This window comes from Halomonas sp. BL6, from assembly GCF_006228115.1.
Classification (GTDB): domain Bacteria; phylum Pseudomonadota; class Gammaproteobacteria; order Pseudomonadales; family Halomonadaceae; genus Vreelandella; species Vreelandella piezotolerans.
In genome coordinates, this window is sequence record NZ_VDGL01000003.1 from 296,295 (window position 1) to 320,894 (window position 24,600).

Here is a 24,600-nt window from a genome sequence, read left to right on the forward strand (position 1 = left end):
CCTCCAAGGAACACTGTTAGATGTCTCAAGTGCCTCAGCAGCACCGTGCTCGTAAACGCTTCGGTCAGAACTTTCTGCGTGACCTCGGCATCATTTCGCGTATCGTCCGCGCCATTGGGCCACGCGAAGGCGACCGACTCGTCGAAATTGGCCCCGGGCAAGGTGCACTGACGGCGCCGCTGCTGGAAGCGGCGGGAAAGCTGGAGGTGATCGAGCTGGACCGCGATCTGGTTCCAGGCTTGCGAGTACAGTTTTTTAACTACCCTGAATTCGTGATTCATGAAGGCGACGCGCTGAAGTTCGATTTTGCCGAGCTCAAGGGCGAGGGCCCGGCGCTGAGGGTAGTGGGTAACCTGCCTTACAACATTTCCACGCCTTTGATCGTGCATTTGCTGAGTATGGGTAGCGCCATCGCCGATATGCACTTCATGCTGCAGAAAGAGGTGGTGGAGCGCTTGGCCGCCGAGCCGGGCAGCACCGACTGGGGTCGCCTGTCGGTGATGGCGCAGTACTACTGTCAGGTCGATCAGCTGTTCATCGTGCCTCCGGAGGCCTTCGTGCCGCGCCCGAAGGTGGACTCCGCGATCGTGCGTCTCACTCCCTTTGAGCACCTGCCCCACATCGCCGACGATCCGGCCCTGCTGTTCGAACTGGTCAAGCTGGCCTTTGGGCAGCGGCGTAAAACGCTGCGCAATAACCTGAAAGGGCGGGTCAGCGCCGAGACGTTGGAAGCGTTGGGCATCGACCCGGCGCGACGCCCGCAAACCCTGACGGTGGCGGAGTACGTCACCATCGCCAATCAGGTCGCGGCCAACGAGTCGGCCAGCGCAGACAACGACCGCCAGGGAGGCGACGAGGGGTGAGTGGTTTGGAGATCGAGGTCAGCGTTACGCCCGAGTTTCGTGATGCCGAGTCGAGCGACAGTGAATCCCGCTACGTGTTTAGTTACACCGTAACGGTCCACAATCAAAGCCCACATAGCGTGCAGCTAATGGCGCGTTACTGGAAGATCACCCAGGGCAGCGGCGATAGCCAAGAGGTACGCGGCAAAGGCGTGGTGGGCCAGCAGCCGCTGATTGGCCCTGGTCAGCGTTTTCGCTACACCAGTCGAGCGATCTTACAAACGCCGGTGGGGGTGATGGAGGGGGCTTATACGCTGCTCAATACCTATACCCAACGAGCCTTCGACGTGCCCATTGCACCGTTTCGGCTCGCCGTTCCACGGCAGCTACATTGACGCTGATCAGGCGTGGGACGGTCGCCTGAGTTGACGATCTAAATGGTCACAAAGGCGCAACGCCAGTTGAACGATCGTCAGCGTAGGGTTGGCGTGGCCGACGCTTGGAAACACGCTTGACCCCGCTAAGTACATGTTTTCTTGGTCGAACAGGCGACAGTCACTATTGACGATCCCCTGTTCGGCGCGATGGCTCATCCGAGTACCGCCCATATGGTGGCGCCCCGCCAGCTCGCCTTCGCTGGGCATTACGACAGGCTGGGCAGCTAACCAATCAGCGAGCTTTAAGCGCCCGATATTCTGGTTGAGCAGGTGTTCTCCAAGTAGCAGCATACTGTCGCGAATGGTGTGGCGGTCTAGCGCTGACTGCTGCCAAATAAGCCGACTGCGTGGGATACCGAACTCATCGACCTCCGTATCCAGCGCCACTCGATTGTCGAAACGCGGCTCCTGCTCCCAGGCGGCGCGTAGAATCACGCCATGCATGACGCGACCTTGGGCTTGCCACGTGGAGAGCTGTTCTCCTAGTGCTGGCGCGTCTTGTGACAGCGTATTGATCAACTGCTGAGTGGCCTCCCTGTTCATGCGGTGTAAGCGCAGGCCGCAGTTGAGCAACTGGCGCTTGGAAAGCATATCGGGAGTGGGGGATAAAAAGACGTTGTACTCTTGATCCAGCCCCAGTGCCTGCGGCTCAAACAGCAGTGCTTGGCCCACGGAAGCATGCGGATGCTCCATCCAATAGCGACCCAATGTCGAGGCGTTGCGGATAAGCTGACCATTGGACTGCTGGTTTAACCACAGCAGCAGTCGCGAGTTTTCGATGCCGCCGCAGGCGAGTACGAAGTATCGTGCACGAACCTGGCACTCATCCCCCTGAAAGTTACGCAAGGTGGCGCGCTCGACTCGGCCAGCGTGACGTTCAAGCGCCACCAAATTGGCCGTCAGACAGTAGTTAACATGGGCAGACGCATTGAGTGTGGCGGCATATTTATCTTTCAGCCGCACAGGGTTGCCCAAAGAGAAGTAAATACGCTCAAATCCTGAGCCGGGCACCGGGTAATCGGCATGGGGCTGCGTTAAATTCAGTAGCTTGGCGGCCTGGGTGTAATAGGGCGCGAGCGCCTCTTGAGTAATTGGCCAAGCCGTATCAGGAGCGGCCGTCTTTGCAGTAAAATCGTGGGCGTCCAAAGGCCTACATACCCCGCCCCAGTGATTGGTAGAGCCACCTAAATAGCGTAGGCGTGCGTCATCCAGGGGAATGTAGGGGTCGCCGACGACCTCGCCTCGGTAAATGGCTTGGGAGCGCTCGCTGTAAGAGGCCTCTCCACCTTCGCACAGCAACGTACGATGGCCTTGCTCAGCCAGCGTCACGGCCATGGCGATTCCGGCTGCACCGGCACCGATGATGCAGATGTCGTAGTCGATTGCTTGGGTCGCGAGGGTGTCAAAGGCGAGATACATTAGCGGTCTTCAGCGCTTAGCAGCCAACCGTTCACCAGTGCCGGCGCCGGTGGAGAGACGGATTGTGCAGCCGCTATCGGCCACCGGCTTAGGGTGAGCACGGTGCCTGTCGAAACAAGCAGGCATTTTAAAACGTCTCGGCGGGCAAGATCGATCGGGGAGTGACGCGGAAAGTAAGGGCTCATTAGCGTACCGTTATCCTTAACAGAGAGTCGCGAGCTGTCTGAGTACATAGTGATGTAACTTTGCCGATTGCTCCAGAATTTTTGTGCTGACGGAGGGAGATAACGCCGAGGCGTTCCCTTGAGTCGTTAGGCGTGTTGTCCATCATTTTCATTCCATTCATCACAAGGCCTTAGCCTATGAGTACGTACGCCATTGGCGATCTCCATGGTTGCCATGCCGAATTTGTCAGCCTGTTGGAAAAACTACGCTTCAACCCGGCCCAGGATAGGCTTTGGCTGGTAGGGGATCTGATTAATCGCGGCCCTGGTTCGCTCGCTTGCCTGATGGAGGCCAAGGCGTTGGGGGGGGCCGTGCGCTGCGTGCTGGGCAACCACGATTTTCATTTGCTGGTGGTGGCTCGTGGGGGCGGCAAGTTGAAAAAGAACGATACCTTGGACGATATTCTGGCATCTCCCCAGCGTGAGTCGCTGCTGGATTGGCTGCAGAACCAGCCCCTGGTCGTGCGCGAGGAGAGTACGCTCATGGCGCACGCGGGCCTACTGCCAAGTTGGAGTGCCGAGCAGGCGCTAGCGCTTAGCGGTGAAGTGCAGTCGGCACTTCAGAGCGAGCGTTCGGGCGAGTTTCTGTCCCAGCTTTTTGGCAATCAGCCGGATCGTTTTCGGGACGACCTGGAAGGCATGGATCGTCTGCGCTGTATCGTCAACGTGTTGACCCGGATGCGCTTCATCGACACCCAGGAGCGTCTCGATTTTGCGGCCAAAGAGGGGCTCGATAGCGCCCCTGATGGATTCGCTCCCTGGTTCCAGTTTCCACGTCAGGATGATATACGCCTAATGTTTGGCCACTGGGCCGCGTTGGAGGGGCGCACGCCCCACGCCAAGATCAACGTCGAGGGGCTGGACACCGGCTGTGTATGGGGCGGCGCGTTGACCGCTATGAATCTGGAGACCGGCGAGCGCACCTGCGTGATTAGCCAGCAAGGAGGCCGTTAAGTGTTTCAACAGGATGCTCTTACCCAAGGGTTAGAGGTGTACCGGGTAGGTGGAGCAGTGCGGGATGCGCTGCTGGGCTGGCCGGTGGTCGATCACGACTGGGTCGTAGTAGGGGCGACGCCGGACGACATGCGTCGGCGGGGCTTCAAGCCTGTGGGTCGCGACTTTCCGGTTTTTTTGCATCCCCATACGTCAGAGGAGTATGCGCTGGCGCGCACCGAGCGCAAATCCGGTCATGGCTACGGGGGCTTCGAGGTGTATGCCAGCCCGGACGTGACGCTGGAGGAAGATCTGTCACGGCGTGACCTGACGATCAATGCCATCGCTCAAGGGACTAACGGAGCGCTGACCGACCCGTTTCACGGTCGGCAGGATATCCAGCAACGCCTGTTGCGCCACGTATCGCCTGCCTTCAGCGAAGATCCGCTGCGGGTGCTACGTACCGCGCGCTTTTTAGCTCGCTATGCGCATCTGGGCTTTGCCATCGCCCCAGATACCCAGGCGTTGATGCGTCATGTCAGTGAAAGCGGCGAACTTGGCCATCTCGCCGCAGAGCGGGTGTGGGTCGAGACCGAAAAAGCGCTTGGCGAACCCAATCCAGAGCGCTATTTCACGACGCTACACGAGTGCCAAGCGCTGGCCACTTGGTGGCCGGAACTTGCCGATGACGAAACGTTGGCTGCTGCCCTCGATGCGCTAGCCAGCGCGCCTGAGACCTCGTCACCCGCGCTGGCCCACTGGCGCTATGCGCTATTGGTGTCGGTGCTTAGTGATGAGCAGCGCGACGCGTTAGCGAGCAGGCTGCGGCTGCCCAACGCGGTGGCGCAGTTGGCCCGCCATACCGCGCTGACGAAAGCGCTGCTCGATGAACCGCTCGACGATGAGCGAGTGCTGCACTGGTTGGAGCGCTTGGATGGCTGGCGCAAACCCGCTCAAGTCATTGCGCAGTTACAACTTGTCAGCCGTTTGGCACCGGCGCGCCAACCCCGGCTTGAGAAGGCGTGGCAAGCCGCTCAGGCAGTGAGCCCCCAGGCATTGCTCGGTGAGGGGTATCGTGGCGCCGCCCTAGGAGACGCGCTGCGCCAGCATCGCCAAAAAGCGGTGGCAGGCGCGTTAGACGAGGGGGCGTCGCGCTAGCGCGCTATGGCCACCCGGAGCTGCGGGTCGGCTTGGGAAATCCAGCGGCCTCGCCAGTGAAAATCGATCGGCCATAGGCGTTGGTCGCCTAAGGTAAAGCGCTTCCAGAGTGTGGCATAGGGGGTTTGGCAGGCGGGGTGGCGCGTGTTGGGCAAAAGCTCCGCCAGGGGTTGAAGCACGAAGGCGTTACGGGTGATTTCGCCACGCGGCAGCGCGACGTCATCGATGACCCCGCAGGCATCGCCGACGGTCAGTAGATCGATGTCCAGCGCGCGGGGGCTGCATTTCATCATGTCCGGCGTTCGGCCGTGGGCGATTTCGAGCTCTTTGGACCATGCTTGAAGCTCGCTCACCGACCAGTCGCTATAGAAAGCGACCACCAAGTTGTAGAAGTTGCGGCTATCGTTGAAGCCGACCGGCTCACTTTCGAAAATGCGTGATATCTGCAGCGGGCCGAAGGTATCTTCCAGGGCGTCTAGGCAAAGTCGGATATGGGTGTCAGGATCGATGTTGCTGCCCAAGCTGAGTGTGACCAGATTCATGACGATGTGTCCTGCGTGGCCTCCGGCAGCGTGCCGCGCGTGATTTCCAGGCCGACGCTGGCCGCTTGAGGAACGGCACCGGGTTTGCGGACGGTCATGCGAAGCCAACTGATCGGAAATTCGTGCTGCAAGCAGGCAGCAAGGCGCTCTGCGAACGTTTCCACCAAGGCGAATTGATGCTCGTCGGCAAACTGCTGGATTCGCTGGCAGATAGCGGCATAATCCAGCGTTAGGCGTAGCTCGTCCGTGGCGGCCGCTGGCCGAATATCCGTTGCCAGCGATAGATCCAGGCTCAGCGATTGCGTTATCGTGCGTTCCCAGTCGTACACACCGATGACGGTGTCGACGGTGAGTGCTTCGATCAAAATGCGGTCCACAGGCCTTCCCCCAGGGTCAACAAGCGGGCGATTGTACTTGAGGATGACCAGAAACGACAGTAAGGCAGCGGCGTCGGCCGCCCATGCCAGGGTAGGCAGTCCATGATATGGATCGTAATCGGTTATTTGAGCGGTAGTTGGCTGGCGGCGGTGAGCGTATGTCGGTGGGCCGGTGTGACGGATCCACGGTTTTGCGGCTCTTACAACCCAGGATTTTCGAACGTGCTCCGCCTATATGGTCCAAGGCTCGCCGCGGCCACGCTGCTGCTCGATGCGTTAAAAGGGGTGCCTGCCGTACTGGCTGCCAAGCTGCTGGCGCTGCCGGTATGGTTGCAGGGAATTGTGGGGCTGGCCGTGTTGCTGGGTCATAGCTATCCGATCTGGCACGGCTTTCGCGGCGGAAAGTCGGTCTCCAGCGCGTTTGGCGTGCTGTTGGTGCTGGTACCCAGCGTGGCGCTGCTCACGGCGCTTTGCTGGGCGCTACTCGCGTGGCGTTTGCGCACGGCGGCGGCGGCATCGCTCGTTAGCGCGCTGTTGGCACCGCTGCTGTGTCTCTGGCTAGCCCCCGGCTACGTCAGCGTTGTAGGGGGCTTTAGCCTGCTCGTATTGGCCCGCCATGGCCTCAATATTCGCCGTTTGCGCCGCGGGGAAGAGCCGCCCCTACGCGGATAGGCGCGAGAGCTACCGTGGTGCGGTAAGCGTATCGAGCGGCCAGCGAGGGGTCGCCTGCATCACGCCGTTGTCATCCCGCTCGCCGGCTGCCAAGCGCTGCGCACCGACATAGGCAATCATGGCGCCGTTGTCGGTACAAAAGCGCCCGCGAGGGTAATAAGCACGGGCTTGGCGCTTTTGGGTCTCCAGCGCTAGCCGTTCACGCAGGCGAGTATTGGCGCTGACGCCGCCTGCCATCACGATGCGTTTTAGGCCGGTTTGGTCAAGGGCGCGGCGGCATTTGATCACCAGTGTATCGACGACGGCTTCTTCGAAGGCTCGCGCAACGTCGGCCTTCGCCTGATCATCCAATTCGTCTGCCGCTTCTAGCTGTCGAATGGCCGTTAGGGTGTGGGTTTTAAGGCCTGAGAAACTGAAGTCCAGCCCCGGACGATCAGTCATTGGGCGCGGAAAACGAAAGCGCGTCGGGTCGCCCTGTTCGGCAAGCTTTGCGACCAGCGGTCCGCCTGGATAAGCAAGGCCGAGCATTTTGGCGGCCTTGTCGAAAGCCTCCCCGGCGGCGTCATCCACCGACTCCCCCAGCAGTTGGTAGTGCCCTAACCCCTGTACTTCGACTAGCTGAGTGTGGCCGCCCGAGACCAGAAGGGCCACGAACGGGAAATCGGGGGCGTCATCTTCCAGCATCGGGGCGAGCAGGTGACCCTCCATGTGGTGAACGCCCAGCACCGGTATGTTCAGCGCTTTGGCCATGCCGTGGGCAGTGCTGGCGCCAACCATCAGAGCGCCGACGAGGCCCGGTCCGGCGGTGTAAGCGATACCGTCCAGGTCTTGGCGGGTGAGCTGGGCGTCTTTCAATACTTGCTCGATCAACGGCAACAGCTTGCGGGTGTGATCTCGGGAGGCCAGCTCCGGCACGACGCCGCCGTACTCCGCATGCATGGCGATTTGGCTATACAGCGCATCGGCCAACAGGCCGCGCCCGCCGGTGAACGCGGTATCGTAAATGGCGACGCCGGTTTCGTCGCAAGACGTTTCAATGCCCAGTACGCGCATGGCAAAAGAACTCGTGTAGGTGGTAAGGCAGAGGTTACAAACCGGCTAGTCTAGCATTATGGCAGTAGAGGGGCGTAAGCATTTGCAAAGATCGCCAACCGCGACTAGACTACTGTGCGCTGTAAAACTGGGTCGTACACCGTTGTGTTCGGTGTGCGTACTATCCGAACTCAAGACTCCTTAAGGTAGGTGAGTGCTTAATGCCTTCTGTAAAAGTACGTGATAACGAGCCGTTTGACGTCGCCCTGCGTCGCTTCAAGCGTTCTTGCGAAAAAGCTGGCGTTCTGTCTGAAGTACGTCGTCGCGAGCACTACGAGAAGCCGACTGCTGAGCGTAAACGCAAAGCGGCCGCTGCCGTAAAACGTCACGCTAAGAAGTTGCAGCGTGAGCGTAAGCGTTTCGAACGGCTCTATTGATCCGTACCTGGGGATAGCCAGCGCAATTGACCGGTTATCCCAAGAGGGATGCCAAGCGGCCGCCACTAGGTGGCCGTTTGTTTTTCGTTCTGTGATGTGTGTTTTGCGCGGTTTAAGGTGATCAGGCGCATTGTCTGATGACGTTAGACCCGCCCATTAGCGCTTCGCGCGAGGATGCCCGCAGTTCATGGCAGGCCAAATTCCACAGCGTTTCATTGACGACCTGCTCGGCCGCGTTGACGTGGTGGAGGTTGTCGGCGAGCGCGTGCAGCTTAAGAAAGCGGGTCGTAACTTCTCCGGTTTGTGCCCTTTCCATCAGGAAAAAACACCGTCGTTCACGGTGAGTGCCGACAAGCAGTTTTACCACTGCTTTGGCTGTGGCGCTCATGGCAACGCGCTGCGCTTTTTGATGGAGTACGACAAGCTGCCGTTCCCCGAAGCGGTAGAGCAGTTGGCCGGGCGTTTAGGTCTCGATGTTCCCCGTGAGGGAGCGGATGACCCGCGTGCTCAGCAGCGCGAGAAAAAGCGTAAAGAGGGCGTCAACCTGCTGGAAGTGGCCGCCAGCTTCTACCGCGAGCGGCTGAAAATGCAGGAGGGTCAAAGTGCTCAGCGCTACCTGCAGGGCCGCGGACTGTCGCCAGAGGTCATCGACACCTACGGTATTGGTTATGCGCCGGGTGGCTGGGAGGCGCTCAAGCAGCATCTGTCGGCAAAAGGGATCGGCGAGCCGGTACAGGTCGAGTACGGACTGCTGATCCACCGCGAAGACACTGGGCGCACCTACGATCGTTTTCGCGACCGAGTGATGTTTCCCATCCGCGACTTGCGTGGTCGTACCCTAGGCTTTGGCGGCCGGGTCATGGGGGATGAACAGCCCAAATATCTCAATTCACCAGAAACGCCTGTCTTTCATAAAGGGCGCGAGCTATACGGTTTGTACGAGGCGCGTCAAGCGTCTAGCAAACTCGAGCAGTTGGTGATGGTCGAAGGCTATATGGACGTGGTGGCGCTGGCTCAGTTCGGCATTCATAACGCCGTCGCTACGTTGGGCACGGCGACCACGGAAGATCACTTGAGCCGCCTGTTTCGTTTGGTGAGCCGGGTAGTGTTCTGCTTCGACGGTGACCGGGCGGGCCGCCAGGCGGCAAGTCGCGCGCTGGAAACCGCTCTCCCGCAGATGATCGATGGGCGCGAGGCAAGGTTTCTGTTTTTGCCGGAAGGTGACGACCCGGATTCGCTGGTGCGTCGAGAGGGCAGAGAGGCGTTCGAAGATCGTGTCACCTGTGCGATGCCGCTCTCGGAGTTTCTCTTCGAGCAGGCCGCCCAGGGGCGCGATTTGAATACGGTGGAAGGGCGCGAGCGATTTGCGAGTCAAGTGCTGGAGGCGCTGAACAAGGTGCCTGACGGTATGCTGAAATCGCTACTGCTCGAGTCACTGGCCAAACGCAGCGGGCTGGCCCAGTCGCAGCTTCAGGCGCTGCTGGATAAGCGCACCGCTGCCGCCAGCGCACCGCCGCAGTGGGAGCCAGTGGATGACGCGCCGCTCGAGCCGGTGGTGGCGGACGAGGCTTCACGCCCTGCTGCCCGCCGCCGTCAGGGAGCGAAGCTGCAGGCGCTATCGACGGTGGCTCGGATCGTACAGCTACTGCTTCACGAACCACGCTTGGTGACGGTGCTGCCCGAGACGTTGGAGTGGCTACCCGACAACAGCGAAGAGGCACCGCTGTGTCGCGACCTGATCGCGCTGCTGCGCGCCGGGCGCTACCGGAGTCCGCAGGTGGTGCTGGCGCATTTTCAGGGTAGCCATGAGGGTCAGGTGTTGGCCGAGCTCGCCCAGCGCGAGCTGCTGATTCCGAAAAGCACTCGGGAGGCGGAGATCAATGGCTTGGTCGAGCATTTGCTAGAAAAGCAGCGCAAGCGCTCGCCTCAGGAAGAGTACGATGCGCTGCTGGCGCTGGAGCGCTCTGGACAGAGACTGAATAAGGAGCAGCGTCAGCGATTGGCAAGTCTGATGATGGAGCTGGTTCAGCGCTCAGGAGACAGACCAGTCAAGAGCAATACATAGCGAGGGGTTGAATTACGACGCTTCAACACCACATACAGGGTTAGTCGCCAGGCGCTGGCCTAACCGAACAACCTAACACACCTGAATGACCGCGCAAATACGTTTCGCTGGAAAAAATCCCGCTATTTACGCTATACTGTTCGGCTTGTTGAGTTTAATCGATTCAGCGCCCCAGGTGTTTCATTCTTCTTCGTCGAGATAGGGTTTCTATGGCTGGAAATGCGCAGCAGCAGTCACGTCTGAAGGAGTTGATCGCGCGCGGCAAGGAGCAGGGCTACCTGACCTATGCCGAGGTCAACGACCATCTACCCGAGGATATCGCCGACCCGGATCAAGTGGAAGACATCATTGGCATGATCAACGACATGGGTATCAGTGTCGTTGAGGAAGCGCCAGATGAAGACACTTTGATGATGTCGGATCACTCCACGGACGAGTCCGCTGCGGAAGAGGCCGTTGCGGCGCTCGCCGCCGTGGAAAGCGACGTAGGTCGCACCACCGACCCCGTGCGCATGTACATGCGTGAAATGGGAACGGTCGAGCTTTTGACCCGCGAAGGCGAAATCGAAATCGCCAAGCGAATCGAAGAAGGCACGCGGGAAGTGATGTCCGCACTGGCGTATCTGCCGGGCGCGGTCGCGTCGATCCTCGAAGCCTACGACGCCACTCAGGACGAAGAAGCGCCTGGGCGCTTATCCGATCTTTTCTCTGGCTTCATCGACCCCGACGAAGGTATCCCCGGGGTTGCCGAGGCAGAAACGCCGGAACCTGACGTCGATACCGAGCTGAGCGACGATGACGATATCGATAGCGACGCCGACGATGACGAAGAAGACACCAGCGCCAGCGAAGGCGGTCCAGATCCAGAAGAGGCTAAAGCGCGTTTCGAGCAGATTCGTGAGCAGAACGCGGCGGTGGAAGCCGCGCTGGCCAAACACGGTCGTGGTAGCTCCGAATTGAAATTCGAACAGGAGCGCCTCGCCGAGCTGTTCTCGCCGATCAAGCTGGTGCCGAAGCACTTCGAGCGACTGGTAGGCCAAGTGCGGATCAGCGTCGAGCAGGTGCGTGCCCAAGAAAAAGCGGTCATGCAGCTGTGCGTCAAGAAAGCCAAGGTGCCGCGCAAGACGTTCATCAAGTCGTTCCCGGGCCACGAGTCGGATCAGACGTGGCTGGACGCCTTCCAAGAAGCGCAGCCCAAGTACGCTGACCGCTTAGAGCCACTGCGTGCCGATATCGCCCGTTCTCAGCGCAAGATTGCCTTCGAAGAGGACATGGTGCAGCTCTCGGTAGCCGATCTGAAAGAGGTCAACCGCAAGCTGTCGATTGGCGAAGCGAAAGCACGTCGTGCCAAGAAAGAGATGGTCGAGGCGAACTTGCGCTTGGTGATCTCGATTGCCAAGAAGTACACCAACCGCGGCCTGCAATTCCTCGATCTGATTCAGGAAGGCAACATTGGCTTGATGAAGGCGGTGGACAAGTTCGAATACCGTCGTGGCTACAAGTTCTCGACCTATGCGACATGGTGGATTCGTCAGGCCATCACTCGCTCGATTGCCGATCAGGCGCGGACCATTCGTATTCCGGTCCACATGATCGAGACGATCAACAAGCTCAACCGCGTCTCCCGTCAAATGCTGCAAGAGATGGGGCGCGAGCCGACGCCGGAAGAGCTGGGCGAGCGTCTGGAAATGCCTGAAGACAAGGTGCGTAAGGTGCTCAAGATCGCCAAAGAGCCGATCTCCATGGAGACGCCGATTGGTGATGACGACGATTCGCACCTGGGGGATTTCATCGAGGACGGCACCATGCTACTGCCGATCGATATGGCCACCGGCGAAGGCTTGATCGAAGCGACCCGCAACGTGCTGGGTGGTTTGACGGCCCGCGAAGCGAAAGTCCTGCGTATGCGTTTCGGTATCGACATGAACACCGACCACACGCTGGAAGAAGTGGGCAAACAGTTTGACGTTACCCGCGAGCGGATTCGTCAGATCGAAGCCAAAGCGCTGCGCAAGCTGCGTCACCCCAGCCGCTCAGAACCGCTGCGCTCGTTCCTGGACGAGTAAAGCCGCGAGTAGTGCAGAGTGAGTGGTGAATAGAGTAGCCACGAAGACCGAAAAGCCCGCCGTTCTCTGAACGGCGGGCTTTTTATGTTATGCCGTTTAAAGCTTAGAGCGTGTAGTAAGTGGCAGAGCCTGGACCAACCGGTAGGCCAAGAATAAACACCCAGATAAAGAACAGCACACTCCAACCGATCAGCATGAACAGCGTGTAAGGCAGCATGAGCGCCACCAGCGTGCCGATGCCCATGTCGTTACGATAACGGGTCGCCACCGCGAGAATCAGGCCAAAGTAGCTCATCATGGGCGTAATTAGGTTGGTGACGGAATCGCCGATCCTATACGCCGCCTGAATGACTTCGGGCGCGTAACCCATGAGCATCAGCATGGGGACGAAGATAGGGGCGGTGACCGCCCACTGCGCCGAGGCGCTACCCAGCGACAGGTTGACGAAGGCACACATGAGAATGAACAGCGCAAACAGACCGGGGCCTCGCAAGCCAAGGGAGTCCAACAGGTCAGCGCCCGCCACGGCAGTCACAGTGCCAAAATTACTCCAGTTGAACAGCGCCACGAACTGAGCGGCAAAGAACACCAGCACGATATAGAGGCCGAGACTGCTCATGCTTTTGGCCATGGCATCGACGATATCGCGATCGTTTTGCATGGTGCCCGCCAAACGGCCATAGACAAAGCCCAGTACGGTGAACGCAATGGCAACGATGACCACAATACCGCGTAGGAACGGCGAACCGCTCACGAGGCCCGTCTCTGGGTTGCGCAGAATGCCACTCTCCGGCACCACCATGACGGCCACTAACGCTACCAGCGCCAGGGCGGCTAAGCCCGTACCTTTGAGTGCCCGTTTCTCTGTAGCGGTCAGACCATCCATACGGTGCTGGTCGATATCGCTATCGGCATAGGCCGAATCGAATTTGCCAAGCTTGGGTTCGACGATGCGTTCGGTAACCAAACCGCCAATCAGGGTGACGAAGAACGTGCTGGCAAACATGAAGAACCAGTTAGCCTCAGCGCCAACGACGTAGGCAGGGTCGAGCAGGCGTGCGGCTTCTTGGGTGATGCCGGAAAGCAGCGGGTCGACCGTGCCGATCAAAAGGTTGGCGCTATAGCCACCGGAAACGCCGCAGAAAGCCGCTGCCAAGCCGGCCAGTGGGTGGCGACCCAAGGAATGGAAGATCATTGCGGCCAACGGAATGAGCACCACATAGCCAAGCTCGGCGGCCATGTTCGACATGATCCCGGCAAACACTACGGCGTAAGTCACGATGCGCGGAGAGCGGTTGAGCACCAGCGCGCGCATACTCGCCGATAATAGGCCGGAGTGTTCGGCAACGCCGACTCCTAACATGGCCACCAGCACCGTGCCCAAAGGTGCAAAACCGGTGAAGTTGGTCACCATATTGGTGACGAGAAGGCGTAGCCCTTCCGCATTGAGCAGTGAATTCACCGCAATCCACTCACCCTCGTTCGCGGGGCGCGGGTCGGCGACGGATACGCCCAGGGCGGCAGCGATACCGCTAGCCAGCACGACCAGTACACAGAGAATGGCAAACAGTGTGACCGGGTGCGGTAATAGATTTCCCAGCCATTCGACGCTATCGAGAAAGCGTGTGAACGCTCCGCGGTTCAGGTTTTCTTCGCGATTTCGTGGGTTTGTCATAAGGTTTATATCGTTGGTAGGTTATTGTTTAGCAAAAATGCCTATGAAAACAGATCGGCTGACACTACGTTGATGGTGCCAAGGGCGCAAATGGCTTTACGTATAGCGAGATGTAAAAAATGAAACACCGCTGATGCGGGGCGTCAGCGGTGTTTGGCTGGGGGGATAAGTGATTGGTTAAGGCGTTTGCCGTGCGCGATAGATGCGTCGTGCGAGAAAGAGAAGCTCGATGGTGGCAAACAGAATCAAGCTGTAGCCGAGTAGTTCGATGGCCTCTTCGGCAATATCTTTGAAGTCACGGATATAGTGCTCTTGCAACACGGCTCGCCAAAAATCTTGGCGTCCATAAAGGCGAGAAAAGATATAGGTGACCAGCACGCCTGCCGCAAATAGACCAAACGAGAAGGTGTTGCTGTAGTGGCGAAACTCTTCCAAAAACCGCTGGCGGTGAAAGATGACCCAGCCAAGACTGGGGAGCACGATCAGCGCGACGAGATATTTCCAGGTGTCTTCCGCCACGTAGTGATCGAGAAAGTAGTCCTGCTCACGCACGAGCGATGCGCCGATAAACGCCAGCAGCAGCAGCGTGACGGTGGGCCATACTTTCAATACGTGGCGAATATAGATCAGTAGCGCGCAGCAGCTTGCCAATACCAAGGTTTGTGTGAATTCGGTAAAACCAAGCTCGGTGTAGCGAACCTCGGGCAGGTAAAGCACTTCCAGGTAACCGCCTTGGGCGATACCGCCGATGGCGAGCGTGTACAGAGTGGCACGAAGTAGCGCGGTGCGAAAACTGATCGCCCAGGGGGGTGACGATGGCATACCAACATCCTTATTGGGGGTGAGGCGAGGAGAGTAAACATTCAGAAATGAATGTTCATTATATCGTCACTTTCCTGTGCTCGCACGTCTCACCTTCTATGCATGACTCGACGGACAGTCGATAACGCTGCAAAGTAAGAGTAACCAAGAAAATACCAAGCGGCGATGGTATCAAGTCGTCGTCACTACTAAGCATGACCGTTGAGGGGCGGGCACTATTATGGCCATTAGCGTGTTTGATCTGTTTCGAATAGGGATTGGGCCCTCCAGCTCGCATACCGTGGGCCCCATGCGGGCCGCGCGGGATTTCGTGATGTCACTGACCGTACCAGACGTCACCCGAGTGGTGGTAAGGCTGCATGGATCGCTGGCCGCCACTGGCGTTGGGCACGGGACCGATAGTGCGGTCATCATGGGGCTCATGGGTGAGACACCCGAAGCGATCGACCCGGACATCATTGCCGGGCGATTGGCCGGTTTGGATGACGGTAAGCCGTTGACGCTTCCCCACGGCCAGTCCCTGGTATTTCAGCGCGCTCAGGACATCGAATGGGACGACACCTGCTTGCCCTTCCACCCTAACGCCATGACGCTAACGGCCTACCATGACGATACGGTGGTTAGCACGAACACCTATTATTCGCTCGGCGGTGGGTTCTACGTGGACCAGGCCTGTGCCGATCAGGGGGGGCTGGATGAGGATAAAACGGCGCTGCCATACCCGTTCGAATCGGCCAATGAGCTGCTGGCATTGTGTCAGCAGCACGATCTGCGGATTAGCGAGCTGATGCTCGAAAACGAGAAAGCGTGGCGCAGCGAAGCGTCGATTCGCCAAACGCTGTTAACGATTTGGCACGCCATGCGCCAGAGTATCGATAACGGTTTGATGGCCACCGGGCGGCTGCCGGGTGGTTTGAACGTCCGCCGCCGCGCTCATTCGCTGCATCAGCAGCTGCTTGCACCGCCCGACCATCAGCGTCTCATCGTGACCAGTTTCTCGGTCATGGATTGGGTCAATCTGTTTGCCCTAGCGGTGAACGAAGAGAATGCCGCCGGTAAGCGAATGGTGACCGCGCCGACCAACGGCGCTGCGGGCATCGTGCCCGCCGTGCTGGCGTACTATCTGAAGTTCGAGCCGGACGCCTGCGATGCCGATGTGGTGGATTTCTTGTTGGCGGCGGGGGCCATGGGCATCCTGTGTAAAAAGAACGCGTCCATTTCCGGCGCTGAAGTAGGCTGTCAGGGGGAGGTGGGCTCCGCCTGCGCCATGGCCGCCGCGGGCCTTGCCGAGGTGCTGGGCGGCACGCCCAAGCAGGTAGAGAACGCTGCCGAAATCGGCTTGGAGCATAACTTGGGGCTGACCTGCGACCCAGTGGCAGGACTAGTCCAGGTACCCTGTATCGAGCGCAACGCGATCGCCTCGGTGAAGGCAATCAACGCCGCGCGTATGGCGCTACATGGCGACGGAGACCACTTCGTTTCGCTGGATAAGGTGATCCGCACCATGCGCGATACCGGTCGCGATATGCAGGACAAGTACAAAGAGACCTCGAAAGGTGGTCTCGCAGTCAATGCCATCGAGTGCTAATGAGCAGGTAACAGAGTGTCGATATGGTCGACCAAATGATCGACCAGCTGACGAATCTTGGGCGATAAGTGGCGGTGGCGAGGGTACACCGCCCAGACCGCCGTGTCGTGGTGTTGGAACGGCTCCAGCACCGACACTAACTCTCCACTGGCCAGATAAGGCGCCACGTAGTAATCCGGCAGCTGGGCGAGCCCCAGCCCTTTGAGGGCGGCATCCAGCAGGGCCGGTCCAGAATTAGCGCTCCAACATCCCTCTACCTTTACCTCCCGGCGCTGGCCGTTGACTTCGAAGAGCCAGTTGGGCCGCGAGCCGATCAGGCAGCGGTGCTGGCTCAATTCCGCCAGGGTGTGTGGCCTGGGCGCTTGACGAAAGTAGGCGCTCGACCCCACCACGTACTCCTGGCGTTCACACAGCCGTCGGGCAATCAGGCTGGAGTCTTTGAGTACGCCCATGCGGATGGCAATGTCGAAGCCTTCCTCGATCAGCTCGACCGGGCGATTGGTAAAGTGCATGTGGACTTCCAACTGGGGGTGCAGGCGCTGGAAGTCGTTGACCAGCGGCGCGATATAGCGCTCGCCAAAGGTGGTGGCCGAGGTGAGCTTCAACAGACCTTGCGGGCTGGCTTGAAGTTCGCTGATGGCTTGCTCGGCGTCGCGCAGTCCGTCGAAGAGATGCCGGCAGTGCTCCACGTAAAGCGCCCCCGCATCGGTCAGCCGAATCTGCCGCGTGGTGCGGTAGAGTAGCTGCACGCCTAGCTGGTTCTCTAACTGGCTGACCAAACGGCTGATATGTGAAGTAGAGACTTTGAGGTGTCGAGCAGCGGCGGAAAAGGTGCCCAGCCTGACCACCTCGACGAAGGCTTCGATACGATCCCAGCGCTGCATGGCGAGCCCTTAATCGAGTGGATTGTTGCTCAGTGACAATAATCTTATGAGTGTATCCCGCTTTATCCCGGTCGCCTAGCTGACCTACACTTTCTGTCTGTTTTCGCGAACGCGTCACGACGCGTTCGATGACCGTGAACCCCAAGGAGTCACCATGAAATCACGCGCGGCAGTTGCACTCGAAGCGGGTAAGCCCCTAGAGCTGGTAGAGATCGATGTAGAAGGCCCGAAGGCGGGAGAAGTGTTGGTCAAAATGGCCGCTACAAGCGTGTGCCATACCGACGCTTACACGCTCTCTGGCGCCGACCCAGAGGGCAACTTCCCGGCAGTGCTCGGGCACGAGGGTGCGGGCGTCGTTCAAGAGGTGGGGGAAGGCGTCACCAGCGTCAAGCCAGGCGATCATGTCATTCCTCTTTACACTGCAGAGTGCGGCAAGTGCAAATTCTGCCTGTCAGGTAAAACCAACCTGTGCGGCAGTGTACGGGCGACTCAAGGCAAAGGCGTCATGCCTGATGGCACGTCGCGTTTCTCCCTAGACGGTAAGATGTTGCACCACTACATGGGGACGTCCACGTTCAGCGAGTACACGGTGCTGCCGGAGGTGTCCCTAGCGGTGGTGTCCAAAGAAGCACCCATGGACAAAATCTGTCTATTGGGCTGTGGCGTGACCACGGGCATTGGTGCCGTCTTGAACACCGCTAAAGTAGAGCCCGGCTCGACGGTGGCCGTGTTTGGTTTGGGCGCCATCGGCTTGGCGGTCATTCAGGGTGCGGTGATGGCCAAGGCGTCCAAAATCATCGCGATCGACGTCAATCCGGATAAATTCGCCCTGGCCAAGCAGTTCGGCGCGACGGATTTCGTCAATCCTAAAGATTACAGCGATCCGATCCAGCAGGTCATCGTCGATATGACCGATGGTGGCGTCGACTACTCTTTCGAGTGTATCGGCAACGTCAACGTCATGCGCTCGGCGCTGGAGTGCTGCCATAAGGGTTGGGGCGAATCGATCATCATTGGTGTGGCTGGCGCAGGCGAAGAGATCTCTACACGTCCATTCCAATTGGTCACGGGTCGTGTTTGGAAAGGCTCTGCGTTTGGCGGTGTGAAGGGGCGCAGCGAGCTGCCGGGTTACGTCGAGCGCTACATGAACGGCGAGCTCAATATCGACGACTTCATCACCCACGACATGCCGTTCGAGCAGATCAACGAAGCCTTCGACTTGCTGCACGAGGGCAAGAGCATTCGTACCGTGCTGCATTACTGAGTATCATCAAGTCAACGAAACCGGGTAAACGAACGCGGTAGGGGCGACCCTCCGCGTTTTCATCTTCTCGAGGAGCCTGCCCCATGAGCATGAGTGAAACCTTAGAACTGGTGTCGGCCAACCGCAGCAGCGGCGGCTGGCACAAGCGCTACCGCCACTACTCCCGGGCGCTTGACTGCGACATGGTCTTCGCCGTTTACCTGCCGCCGCAAGCGGAAAACGAGCGGGTGCCGCTGTTGTGGTGGCTGTCCGGGCTGACCTGTAATGACGAAAACTTCATGCAGAAGGCGGGCGCCCACCGGATTGCTGCTGAGCTTGGGGTGGCGATCGTCTGCCCCGATACCAGCCCGCGAGGTACCGATCTACCCGGCGAGCACGACAGCTACGATCTCGGCTCTGGGGCCGGTTTCTACGTCAATGCCACCCAAGCGCCGTGGAAGCCGCATTACCGGATGTACGACTATGTGATCGAGGAGCTACCGTCGGTCGTGCGCCAGCACTTTCCCGTCAATGGTCGTGAATCGATCAGCGGTCACTCCATGGGCGGGCACGGCGCGCTGATCCTTGCGCTGCGCCATCCCGGTCGGTTCCGTTCGGTCTCGGCCTTCGCGCCGATCGTCAATCCAATGAACTGCCCTTGGGGCCAAAAAGCCTTTACCAGCTACTTGGGCGACGACCAGTCGCGCTGGCGTCAATACGATGCCTGTGAGCTAGTGGCCAACGGTGCGTCTCGCCAGCGGCTGTTCATCGACCAGGGCGAGGCGGACCAGTTCTTGGAAGAGCAGCTCATGCCTGAGCGCCTGGAAGCCGTCTGTGAAGAGCACGATCACCCGCTGACATTGCGTCGCCAGCCGGGCTATGACCATAGCTACTTCTTCATCGCCTCGTTCATCGAGGATCATTTGCGCTATCATGCGGAACACCTCATGAAACGCTAAGGATTCCGAGATGCTCGATCGCGCGCTGCGCCGTTTTCTTCGTCTGCTATGGCGGCTTGTCTGGCGTGGTGCGCTGGGGTTCGTGGTGCTCTCCGTGGCGTTGGTGCTGCTATTTCGTTTCGTACCGCCGCCTGGCTCCATGGTGATGGTCGAGCGTAAAGTGCAGAGCTGGATCAACAGTGAGCCCATCGACATTCAGCGTCAGTGGCGTAGTTGGGAGCAACTGTCTAGCAATGCCAAACTGGCGGTGATCTCCGCAGAGGATCAGCGGTTCCCCCAGCATCGCGGGTTCGATTTCGTCGAAATGCGTCGCGCCTGGGAAGCAAGTCGAGACGGTGAGCGGCTGCGCGGCGCCAGTACCCTGAGCCAACAGACTGCCAAAAACGTGTTTCTATGGACCGGGCGTAGTTGGTTACGCAAAGGCCTAGAAGCGTGGTTCACTCTGTTGATCGAAACGCTCTGGGGGAAACAGCGAATTCTAGAGGTGTATCTCAACGTCGCCGAGTGGGATACCGGCGTGTTCGGTTTGGAAGCGGCGGCCAATCACTACTTCGGTGCTTCAGGCAGCGCGTTGACCGAGCGTCAGGCTAGTTTGTTGGCCGCCATACTACCCAGCCCACGTACTCGCAGCGCTTCCCGGCCCGACGCCCAGGTCGAGCGTCGCAGCCAGTGGATTCGTCAGCAGATGCGCAATTTAGGCGGCACGGCCTACTTGGAGCGGCTATGAGCGTAGAGGTAATGAGGTGGGCGTTTGACTGAGCCGCTTGGCTCAGTCGTATCGCACGGGTGCCACGGTAGGCAGTTCGCCGATCTGAGGGCGCGCAAAGTAGTAACCTTGCTGCACGGAAATGCCTAGCGCCAGCAGGCAGCGGGACTCTTCTCGGGTTTCGACCCCTTCAGCGACGAGCTGTGTGCCTAGGGTGCGTGCCAATGACACCATGCTCTTGAGAATGGCCTGACGACGCACGTTGCTATCGCAGCCCATGACCAGCTCGCGGTCGATTTTGAGGGTGTCGGGGCGAAGGTCGGTCAACAAATCCAAGTTGGCGTAGCCATTGCCGAAGTCATCTAGCGAGGTGGTAAACCCCATCCGTCGATAGCTATCGATAATATTACGCATATGCGCTCTATCGACGACACGCTCAGTTTCGGTGATTTCGAAGTTAAGCCGCTCGGTGGGCCAGCCCACGCGGCGTGACGTGTCGAGCGTGGACTGAATGCACGCCTCCGGTTCGTACACGGCATTCGGTAAAAAATTGATCGACAGCCGCTCGGTCATGCCCAGTTCGCTGGCAAGCTCGATGGCCTTTACGCGACAGGCTTGGTCGAAGCGATACATCAGCTCATCGGTCACTTGATTCAGGATCGAAAAGGCCGATTCGCCGTTAACTCCGCGCACCAATGCTTCGTAATACACCACTCGTCGTTGGGAAACATCGACAATGGGTTGAAAGGCCATCGTAAACGCAAAGGGAACTGGGGTATCGCATCGGTTGCAAACGCCGTCGACCCTGGCGCAGTGAGGTTGTGCAGTCATTTTTTCCAAGCCCTGGAAGATTCGTTTTTTTCGTATCGAATTATGTCGTCGAGGGGCGTACCACCATGACCACACCGATAATGGCAATGACCATGCCTGCCAATCCCAGCAGCGGCAAACGCTCATCGAATAGCCACCACGCCTGAAGCGCCGTGACTGGAGGCACCAGATAAAAGAGACTCGCTACACGAGAAGCCTCCCCCTTCTTTATCAAGGCCATCAATAGCAGGATAGCGGCAATTGAGAGAATCAGCACGAGCCAGCCAAGCGTGAGTATGAACGTTGTGCTCCACTCCACCTCGCGGCTTTCGAACAGTAGGGCGCCAATGCCCAACAGTCCACCTGCCGCCATGTACTGGATCGCTGCGCCCGACAGCAGTGGCATGCTGGTGCAGTAGCGCTTTTGGTATAGGGTGCCAAGCGAGATACCCACTAGGGCGGCCATCACGCTCACCAACGCACCCATCCCGAAGCCGCTAAAGAGCGTGCTGCCGAGCTCCAGCTTACTGCCCAGAACCAAGCTGATGCCGACCAATCCCAACAACAGGCCTAACCACTGCCGTCTGGTCAACCGCTCGCCGAGCAGCGGTCCTGCGCAGGCGGCGGTGAGGAGTGGCTGCAGGCCGACCAAGAGCGCAGCCAGACCTGCAGGCATGCCCAAATAGATACCGTAAAATACACCGCCTAAGTAGGTGCCATGGACCAGCAAACCCGATACCGCAATATGTTTCCATAACGTAGGTGATGAAGGCCAAGAAATACGCATTACCCATATCAAGGGAGTCAGTAGCAGTAGGGTGAGTACGAAACGGATGAACAAAAAGGTGAAGGGTTCGGCGTAGGGGAGGCCAAATTTTGCGCCAATAAAGCCAGTACTCCACAACAGAACGAACAGGCCTGGCATGGCAGTCAAACCAAGGGAGGCAGCGTCCTTATCTGTTAACTTTCTGAAATTAATAGACATAATCTTCCTGGAGTAGCATGATTCGTGAGTTGGGTGACTTACGCTTTGTTCTTTTTGTTACTGAGTTTTACATAAAAGATTGAACCAGCGCCCAAACGACGCGTCACACTGGGCACATTCATAACGCGCCAATGAGGTTTCTTACCATGCAACGTATGACTGCTTTGTTCTCTGCTGCACTTCTTGCGACGGGTCTGATGGCGGGCACCGCTCACGCCCAACAAGCCGACGGTCAAGCGCAAGACCCAATGGCTACTCAACAAGCCCCGACTCAGGATTTTTCTGATCAGCAGCTACAGCAGTTCGCCGATGCTTCTCAAGAAATCGCCGTGATCTCGCAAGAGTACACACAGCGTCTGCAGGAAGCAGAAGACGAAGCCGCACAACAGGAAGTACGCGCTGAAGCTAACGACCGCATGATCGAAGTCGTCGAAGATAGCGGCTTGGATGTCGATACGTTCAACGCAATCGGTCAGTCCATTCAGCAAGATCCAGAAATGATGCAGCGCGTTCAGGAAATGGCTAGCCAGTCGTAAAGGCCATGAATTGAATGTTTTACCCAAGGCTATGTGGATAGTGCCAGATTTTCCTTAACGAGCGAAGTAACTGTCACGCCGCAAGCCGACCAAAGCCCAACGTACATGCGTTGGGCTTTTTTTGTGCGGGTCATTGAGTCCGGCACTTTCGTTTCACCTCAAAGGGTTGTCCAAGGTGAATGTTCACGACACACTGAGACCAGGACGGCCTATTGTCGTCCCATGATGCATCAAAGCACCGTCCGTTCAACAGAGTCAGCGCCCAGCAGGAGAGCGTATGGACGTCGAGTTATTAGAAATACGCCAGCACATGGGGCAGTTTCCCCCGTTTGATGGCTTATCGGATGAACTGCTGGATGCGATTGCCGAGCAGGTAGAGGTAAGCTACTTCAAAACGGGCAGCGATATTCTGGCGCTCAACGATACCCTCGACGAGCTTTGCTACATCCGCAGCGGCGCGGTCGAGGTGTATCGTCGCCAAGGAGAGCTCTACAACCGCTTGGGCGAGGGCGATATTTTTGGTCACTTCAGCCTGCTGCGAAATCACAAGGTTCGCTTTCCTGCCAAAGCCATTGAAGACACGCTGATTTACTTTATTCCCGACGCGGTATTTCAGCGCCTATGTGAAGAGGACGATGACTTTGCCGACTTCGTCGAACTCGAGCGCCCACGGTTAGAAACTGCCGCAGAGCAGCAGAAGAAGTCGAACGACATGATGGTGACGCGTATTCGCAAACTGGTCACCCGCTATCCGGTCATGGTGGAGGCGACGACGAGTGTCCAGCAGGCGGCTAGGCAAATTATCGATGCCCAGGCGTCTGCGGTGTTGGTCATCAAAGAGGGGAGCGATAACCCTCGCTATAGCTTTCAGGATAGCGAAGGCCAAATTTGGCAGATGTGCGGTATTCTCACCGATAGCGATTTCCGCACGCGGGTCGTGGCCGAGGGGCTATCGCCCAGCACCCCTGTGGGAGAGGTCATCTCCGAGCGGCTGATTACCGTCCAGTCCGATGCATCCGTGTATGAAGCGATGCTGACCATGCTGCGTAGCAACGTCCATCACCTCCCGGTACTCTACCGCCAGCGCCCGGTGGGTGTGGTGCACCTATCCGATATCATTCGCTACGAAACGCACAGCGGACTCTACCTGGTGAGCAATATCTTCAACCAGTCCAGTGCACAAGGGCTTGCCAAGCTGGCGCCCGACGTTCGAGCAGCGTTCGTACGCATGGTGCAGGAGGGCGCAAACTCGCAAATGGTGGGCAGCGCGCTCTCTACCATCGGCCGCAGCTTCACCCGCCGACTGCTGGAGTTGGCAGAAGATACGTTGGGTCCGCCGCCGGTACCCTACTGCTTCATGGTCAATGGCTCCATGGCGCGTAACGAGCAGAGCATCGTCACGGATCAGGATAACGCGCTGATTCTCTCCGATGACTTCGTTGCCGAAGAGCATGATGAGTACTTCCATGCGTTGGCCGCGTTCGTCAGCGACGGCCTTGCCGCCTGTGGCTATACGTACTGCAAAGGGGATGTCATGGCGACCAACCGGCAGTGGCGTCAGCCGTTGGCGGTATGGAAGCGCTACTTCCAGGACTGGATGGCGAACCCAACGCCCGAGAAGCTGCTGCACAGCTCGATCTTTTTCGATCTCGATAGTGTTTACGGGGAGGACCTGTTCGTTGAAACGCTGCAGGATTTAATTGCCCAAACGGCTCCCAAATCACCGCTGTTCCTGGCGGCCATGGCGCGTAATGCGCTCAATCGCACCCCACCTTTGGGCTTTTTCCGCACTATCGTCATGGAAAAAGATGGCAAGCACAACAACTCCATCAACCTCAAGCGGCGCGGCACGGCGCCGATGGTAGATTTGATTCGTGTGCATGCCTTGGCCTGTGGTTCTAAAGCTCAAAGCTCCTTTCAACGGTTGGACGACATCAGCAAAACCCAGCTGCTAGCCACCGGGGTGAGTGACAAACTCAGCTATGCGCTCGAGTTCTTGTGCATGTCGCGGATCCGTCACCAAATGATCGACCTGCAGGAGGAGCGTGAGCCGGACAATAATATCGAGCCGGAGAACGTAGAAGACAGCGAACGGCACACCCTAAAGGATGCTTTTCAGGTGTTGAGCAATGCTCAGAAGTTTTTGAAGTTCCGCTACCCCGTTCCCACCCAACGGCAGAGGCGCTGA

The 24,600-nt window shown here is 58.5% G+C and carries 23 protein-coding genes; 14 read left to right on the forward strand and 9 right to left on the reverse strand.

Going from position 1 to position 24,600, the window contains the following annotated elements; genetic code table 11:
• Positions 1–20: 20 nt before the first annotated feature.
• A complete protein-coding gene (gene rsmA / locus FHJ80_RS08115; protein ID WP_139526509.1) occupies positions 21–863 on the forward strand; it encodes a 16S rRNA (adenine(1518)-N(6)/adenine(1519)-N(6))-dimethyltransferase RsmA in 843 nt (280 codons plus the stop codon).
• Positions 860–1,237 carry a Co2+/Mg2+ efflux protein ApaG gene (apaG, locus tag FHJ80_RS08120; RefSeq protein WP_139526510.1) on the forward strand — a complete coding sequence of 126 codons (378 nt, stop codon included), beginning with the start codon at positions 860–862 and terminating at the stop codon, positions 1,235–1,237. The genes rsmA and apaG overlap by 4 nt, the downstream gene beginning before the upstream one ends.
• A gap of 6 nt (positions 1,238–1,243) precedes the next feature.
• On the opposite strand, the gene FHJ80_RS08125 is transcribed toward apaG, so the two are convergent.
• The gene (locus FHJ80_RS08125) at positions 1,244–2,698 is read right to left on the reverse strand and encodes an FAD-dependent oxidoreductase (protein ID WP_139526511.1); all 1,455 of its coding nucleotides are present in this window, start codon (positions 2,696–2,698) and stop codon (positions 1,244–1,246) included.
• Positions 2,699–3,060: 362 nt separating this feature from the next.
• Here FHJ80_RS08125 and FHJ80_RS08130 point away from each other — a divergent pair, with 362 nt between their 5' ends.
• On the forward strand, positions 3,061–3,876 hold the full coding sequence (locus FHJ80_RS08130) for a symmetrical bis(5'-nucleosyl)-tetraphosphatase (RefSeq protein WP_139526512.1): 816 nt from the start codon (positions 3,061–3,063) through the stop codon (positions 3,874–3,876).
• Positions 3,877–5,013 (forward strand): polynucleotide adenylyltransferase, encoded by a 1,137-nt coding sequence (locus FHJ80_RS08135; RefSeq protein WP_139526513.1) that lies wholly within the window; start codon positions 3,877–3,879, stop codon positions 5,011–5,013.
• Here the strand turns inward: FHJ80_RS08135 and folK are convergent.
• A complete protein-coding gene (folK, locus tag FHJ80_RS08140; protein ID WP_139526514.1) occupies positions 5,010–5,555 on the reverse strand; it encodes a 2-amino-4-hydroxy-6-hydroxymethyldihydropteridine diphosphokinase in 546 nt (181 codons plus the stop codon). The genes FHJ80_RS08135 and folK overlap by 4 nt on opposite strands.
• On the reverse strand, positions 5,552–5,932 hold the full coding sequence (folB, locus tag FHJ80_RS08145) for a dihydroneopterin aldolase (RefSeq protein WP_139526515.1): 381 nt from the start codon (positions 5,930–5,932) through the stop codon (positions 5,552–5,554). The genes folK and folB overlap by 4 nt, the downstream gene beginning before the upstream one ends.
• A 102-nt stretch (positions 5,933–6,034) precedes the next feature.
• Between folB and plsY the strand changes: the two genes are divergently transcribed.
• Positions 6,035–6,604 (forward strand): glycerol-3-phosphate 1-O-acyltransferase PlsY, encoded by a 570-nt coding sequence (gene plsY / locus FHJ80_RS08150; protein WP_139526516.1) that lies wholly within the window; start codon positions 6,035–6,037, stop codon positions 6,602–6,604.
• A gap of 9 nt (positions 6,605–6,613) precedes the next feature.
• On the opposite strand, the gene tsaD is transcribed toward plsY, so the two are convergent.
• Entirely contained in the window at positions 6,614–7,657 is a 1,044-nt protein-coding gene (gene tsaD, locus FHJ80_RS08155; protein ID WP_139526517.1) for a tRNA (adenosine(37)-N6)-threonylcarbamoyltransferase complex transferase subunit TsaD, read from the reverse strand.
• A gap of 200 nt (positions 7,658–7,857) precedes the next feature.
• Between tsaD and rpsU the strand changes: the two genes are divergently transcribed.
• The 3 genes from rpsU to rpoD all read left to right on the forward strand — a co-directional run bounded on the left by rpsU (position 7,858) and on the right by rpoD (position 12,204).
• Complete coding sequence (rpsU, locus tag FHJ80_RS08160) at positions 7,858–8,073, forward strand: 30S ribosomal protein S21 (RefSeq protein ID WP_016416934.1); 216 nt, start codon at positions 7,858–7,860, stop codon at positions 8,071–8,073.
• A 187-nt stretch (positions 8,074–8,260) separates the two neighbouring features.
• Positions 8,261–10,138: a DNA primase gene (gene dnaG, locus FHJ80_RS08165; RefSeq protein WP_139526518.1), complete on the forward strand. Its 1,878-nt coding sequence runs from the start codon at positions 8,261–8,263 to the stop codon at positions 10,136–10,138.
• 209 nt (positions 10,139–10,347) lie between these two features.
• A complete protein-coding gene (gene rpoD, locus FHJ80_RS08170; RefSeq protein WP_139526519.1) occupies positions 10,348–12,204 on the forward strand; it encodes an RNA polymerase sigma factor RpoD in 1,857 nt (618 codons plus the stop codon).
• A 103-nt stretch (positions 12,205–12,307) separates the two neighbouring features.
• Here the strand turns inward: rpoD and FHJ80_RS08175 are convergent, their stop codons facing one another.
• Together FHJ80_RS08175 and FHJ80_RS08180 are read right to left on the reverse strand one after the other, a co-directional pair.
• Positions 12,308–13,879: an AbgT family transporter gene (locus FHJ80_RS08175; RefSeq protein WP_139526520.1), complete on the reverse strand. Its 1,572-nt coding sequence runs from the start codon at positions 13,877–13,879 to the stop codon at positions 12,308–12,310.
• Positions 13,880–14,056: 177 nt separating this feature from the next.
• Positions 14,057–14,701 (reverse strand): hypothetical protein, encoded by a 645-nt coding sequence (locus FHJ80_RS08180; protein ID WP_139526521.1) that lies wholly within the window; start codon positions 14,699–14,701, stop codon positions 14,057–14,059.
• 220 nt (positions 14,702–14,921) lie between these two features.
• Between FHJ80_RS08180 and FHJ80_RS08185 the strand changes: the two genes are divergently transcribed.
• Positions 14,922–16,289 (forward strand): L-serine ammonia-lyase, encoded by a 1,368-nt coding sequence (locus tag FHJ80_RS08185; RefSeq protein ID WP_139526522.1) that lies wholly within the window; start codon positions 14,922–14,924, stop codon positions 16,287–16,289.
• Here the strand turns inward: FHJ80_RS08185 and FHJ80_RS08190 are convergent.
• Entirely contained in the window at positions 16,286–17,173 is an 888-nt protein-coding gene (locus FHJ80_RS08190) for a LysR family transcriptional regulator (protein ID WP_139526523.1), read from the reverse strand. The two genes, FHJ80_RS08185 and FHJ80_RS08190, sit on opposite strands and share 4 nt — an antisense overlap.
• 154 nt (positions 17,174–17,327) lie before the next feature.
• Between FHJ80_RS08190 and FHJ80_RS08195 the strand changes: the two genes are divergently transcribed.
• The 3 genes from FHJ80_RS08195 to mtgA all read left to right on the forward strand — a co-directional run bounded on the left by FHJ80_RS08195 (position 17,328) and on the right by mtgA (position 20,102).
• On the forward strand, positions 17,328–18,437 hold the full coding sequence (locus FHJ80_RS08195) for an S-(hydroxymethyl)glutathione dehydrogenase/class III alcohol dehydrogenase (protein WP_139526524.1): 1,110 nt from the start codon (positions 17,328–17,330) through the stop codon (positions 18,435–18,437).
• An 83-nt stretch (positions 18,438–18,520) separates the two neighbouring features.
• A complete protein-coding gene (fghA, locus tag FHJ80_RS08200; RefSeq protein ID WP_139526525.1) occupies positions 18,521–19,375 on the forward strand; it encodes an S-formylglutathione hydrolase in 855 nt (284 codons plus the stop codon).
• A 10-nt stretch (positions 19,376–19,385) separates the two neighbouring features.
• Positions 19,386–20,102, forward strand: a complete 717-nt coding sequence (gene mtgA / locus FHJ80_RS08205; protein ID WP_139526526.1) for a monofunctional biosynthetic peptidoglycan transglycosylase — start codon at positions 19,386–19,388, stop codon at positions 20,100–20,102.
• Positions 20,103–20,144: 42 nt separating this feature from the next.
• On the opposite strand, the gene FHJ80_RS08210 is transcribed toward mtgA, so the two are convergent.
• Together FHJ80_RS08210 and FHJ80_RS08215 are read right to left on the reverse strand one after the other, a co-directional pair.
• Positions 20,145–20,834 carry an EAL domain-containing protein gene (locus tag FHJ80_RS08210; protein ID WP_139526527.1) on the reverse strand — a complete coding sequence of 230 codons (690 nt, stop codon included), beginning with the start codon at positions 20,832–20,834 and terminating at the stop codon, positions 20,145–20,147.
• 118 nt (positions 20,835–20,952) lie between these two features.
• A complete protein-coding gene (locus FHJ80_RS08215) occupies positions 20,953–21,876 on the reverse strand; it encodes a DMT family transporter (RefSeq protein WP_139526528.1) in 924 nt (307 codons plus the stop codon).
• Positions 21,877–22,022: 146 nt separating this feature from the next.
• Between FHJ80_RS08215 and FHJ80_RS08220 the strand changes: the two genes are divergently transcribed.
• Positions 22,023–22,412, forward strand: coding sequence for a DUF4168 domain-containing protein (locus FHJ80_RS08220; RefSeq protein WP_139526529.1), 390 nt, complete (start codon positions 22,023–22,025; stop codon positions 22,410–22,412).
• Positions 22,413–22,689: 277 nt separating this feature from the next.
• Positions 22,690–24,600, forward strand: coding sequence for a DUF294 nucleotidyltransferase-like domain-containing protein (locus tag FHJ80_RS08225; RefSeq protein WP_139526530.1), 1,911 nt, complete (start codon positions 22,690–22,692; stop codon positions 24,598–24,600).

Coding starts and splice junctions, on each gene's coding strand:
- FHJ80_RS08175 (WP_139526520.1), bottom strand. CDS start 13,879: ATGACAAACCCACGAAATCGCGAAGAAAACCTGAACCGCGGAGCGTTC.
- FHJ80_RS08185 (WP_139526522.1), top strand. CDS start 14,922: ATGGCCATTAGCGTGTTTGATCTGTTTCGAATAGGGATTGGGCCCTCC.
- FHJ80_RS08190 (WP_139526523.1), bottom strand. CDS start 17,173: ATGCAGCGCTGGGATCGTATCGAAGCCTTCGTCGAGGTGGTCAGGCTG.
- rpsU (WP_016416934.1), top strand. CDS start 7,858: ATGCCTTCTGTAAAAGTACGTGATAACGAGCCGTTTGACGTCGCCCTG.
- FHJ80_RS08220 (WP_139526529.1), top strand. CDS start 22,023: ATGCAACGTATGACTGCTTTGTTCTCTGCTGCACTTCTTGCGACGGGT.
- FHJ80_RS08215 (WP_139526528.1), bottom strand. CDS start 21,876: ATGTCTATTAATTTCAGAAAGTTAACAGATAAGGACGCTGCCTCCCTT.
- mtgA (WP_139526526.1), top strand. CDS start 19,386: ATGCTCGATCGCGCGCTGCGCCGTTTTCTTCGTCTGCTATGGCGGCTT.
- folK (WP_139526514.1), bottom strand. CDS start 5,555: ATGAATCTGGTCACACTCAGCTTGGGCAGCAACATCGATCCTGACACC.
- tsaD (WP_139526517.1), bottom strand. CDS start 7,657: ATGCGCGTACTGGGCATTGAAACGTCTTGCGACGAAACCGGCGTCGCC.
- plsY (WP_139526516.1), top strand. CDS start 6,035: ATGATATGGATCGTAATCGGTTATTTGAGCGGTAGTTGGCTGGCGGCG.
- FHJ80_RS08195 (WP_139526524.1), top strand. CDS start 17,328: ATGAAATCACGCGCGGCAGTTGCACTCGAAGCGGGTAAGCCCCTAGAG.
- fghA (WP_139526525.1), top strand. CDS start 18,521: ATGAGCATGAGTGAAACCTTAGAACTGGTGTCGGCCAACCGCAGCAGC.
- dnaG (WP_139526518.1), top strand. CDS start 8,261: ATGGCAGGCCAAATTCCACAGCGTTTCATTGACGACCTGCTCGGCCGC.
- FHJ80_RS08130 (WP_139526512.1), top strand. CDS start 3,061: ATGAGTACGTACGCCATTGGCGATCTCCATGGTTGCCATGCCGAATTT.
- FHJ80_RS08210 (WP_139526527.1), bottom strand. CDS start 20,834: ATGGCCTTTCAACCCATTGTCGATGTTTCCCAACGACGAGTGGTGTAT.
- FHJ80_RS08180 (WP_139526521.1), bottom strand. CDS start 14,701: ATGCCATCGTCACCCCCCTGGGCGATCAGTTTTCGCACCGCGCTACTT.
- FHJ80_RS08125 (WP_139526511.1), bottom strand. CDS start 2,698: ATGTATCTCGCCTTTGACACCCTCGCGACCCAAGCAATCGACTACGAC.
- FHJ80_RS08225 (WP_139526530.1), top strand. CDS start 22,690: ATGGACGTCGAGTTATTAGAAATACGCCAGCACATGGGGCAGTTTCCC.
- rsmA (WP_139526509.1), top strand. CDS start 21: ATGTCTCAAGTGCCTCAGCAGCACCGTGCTCGTAAACGCTTCGGTCAG.
- rpoD (WP_139526519.1), top strand. CDS start 10,348: ATGGCTGGAAATGCGCAGCAGCAGTCACGTCTGAAGGAGTTGATCGCG.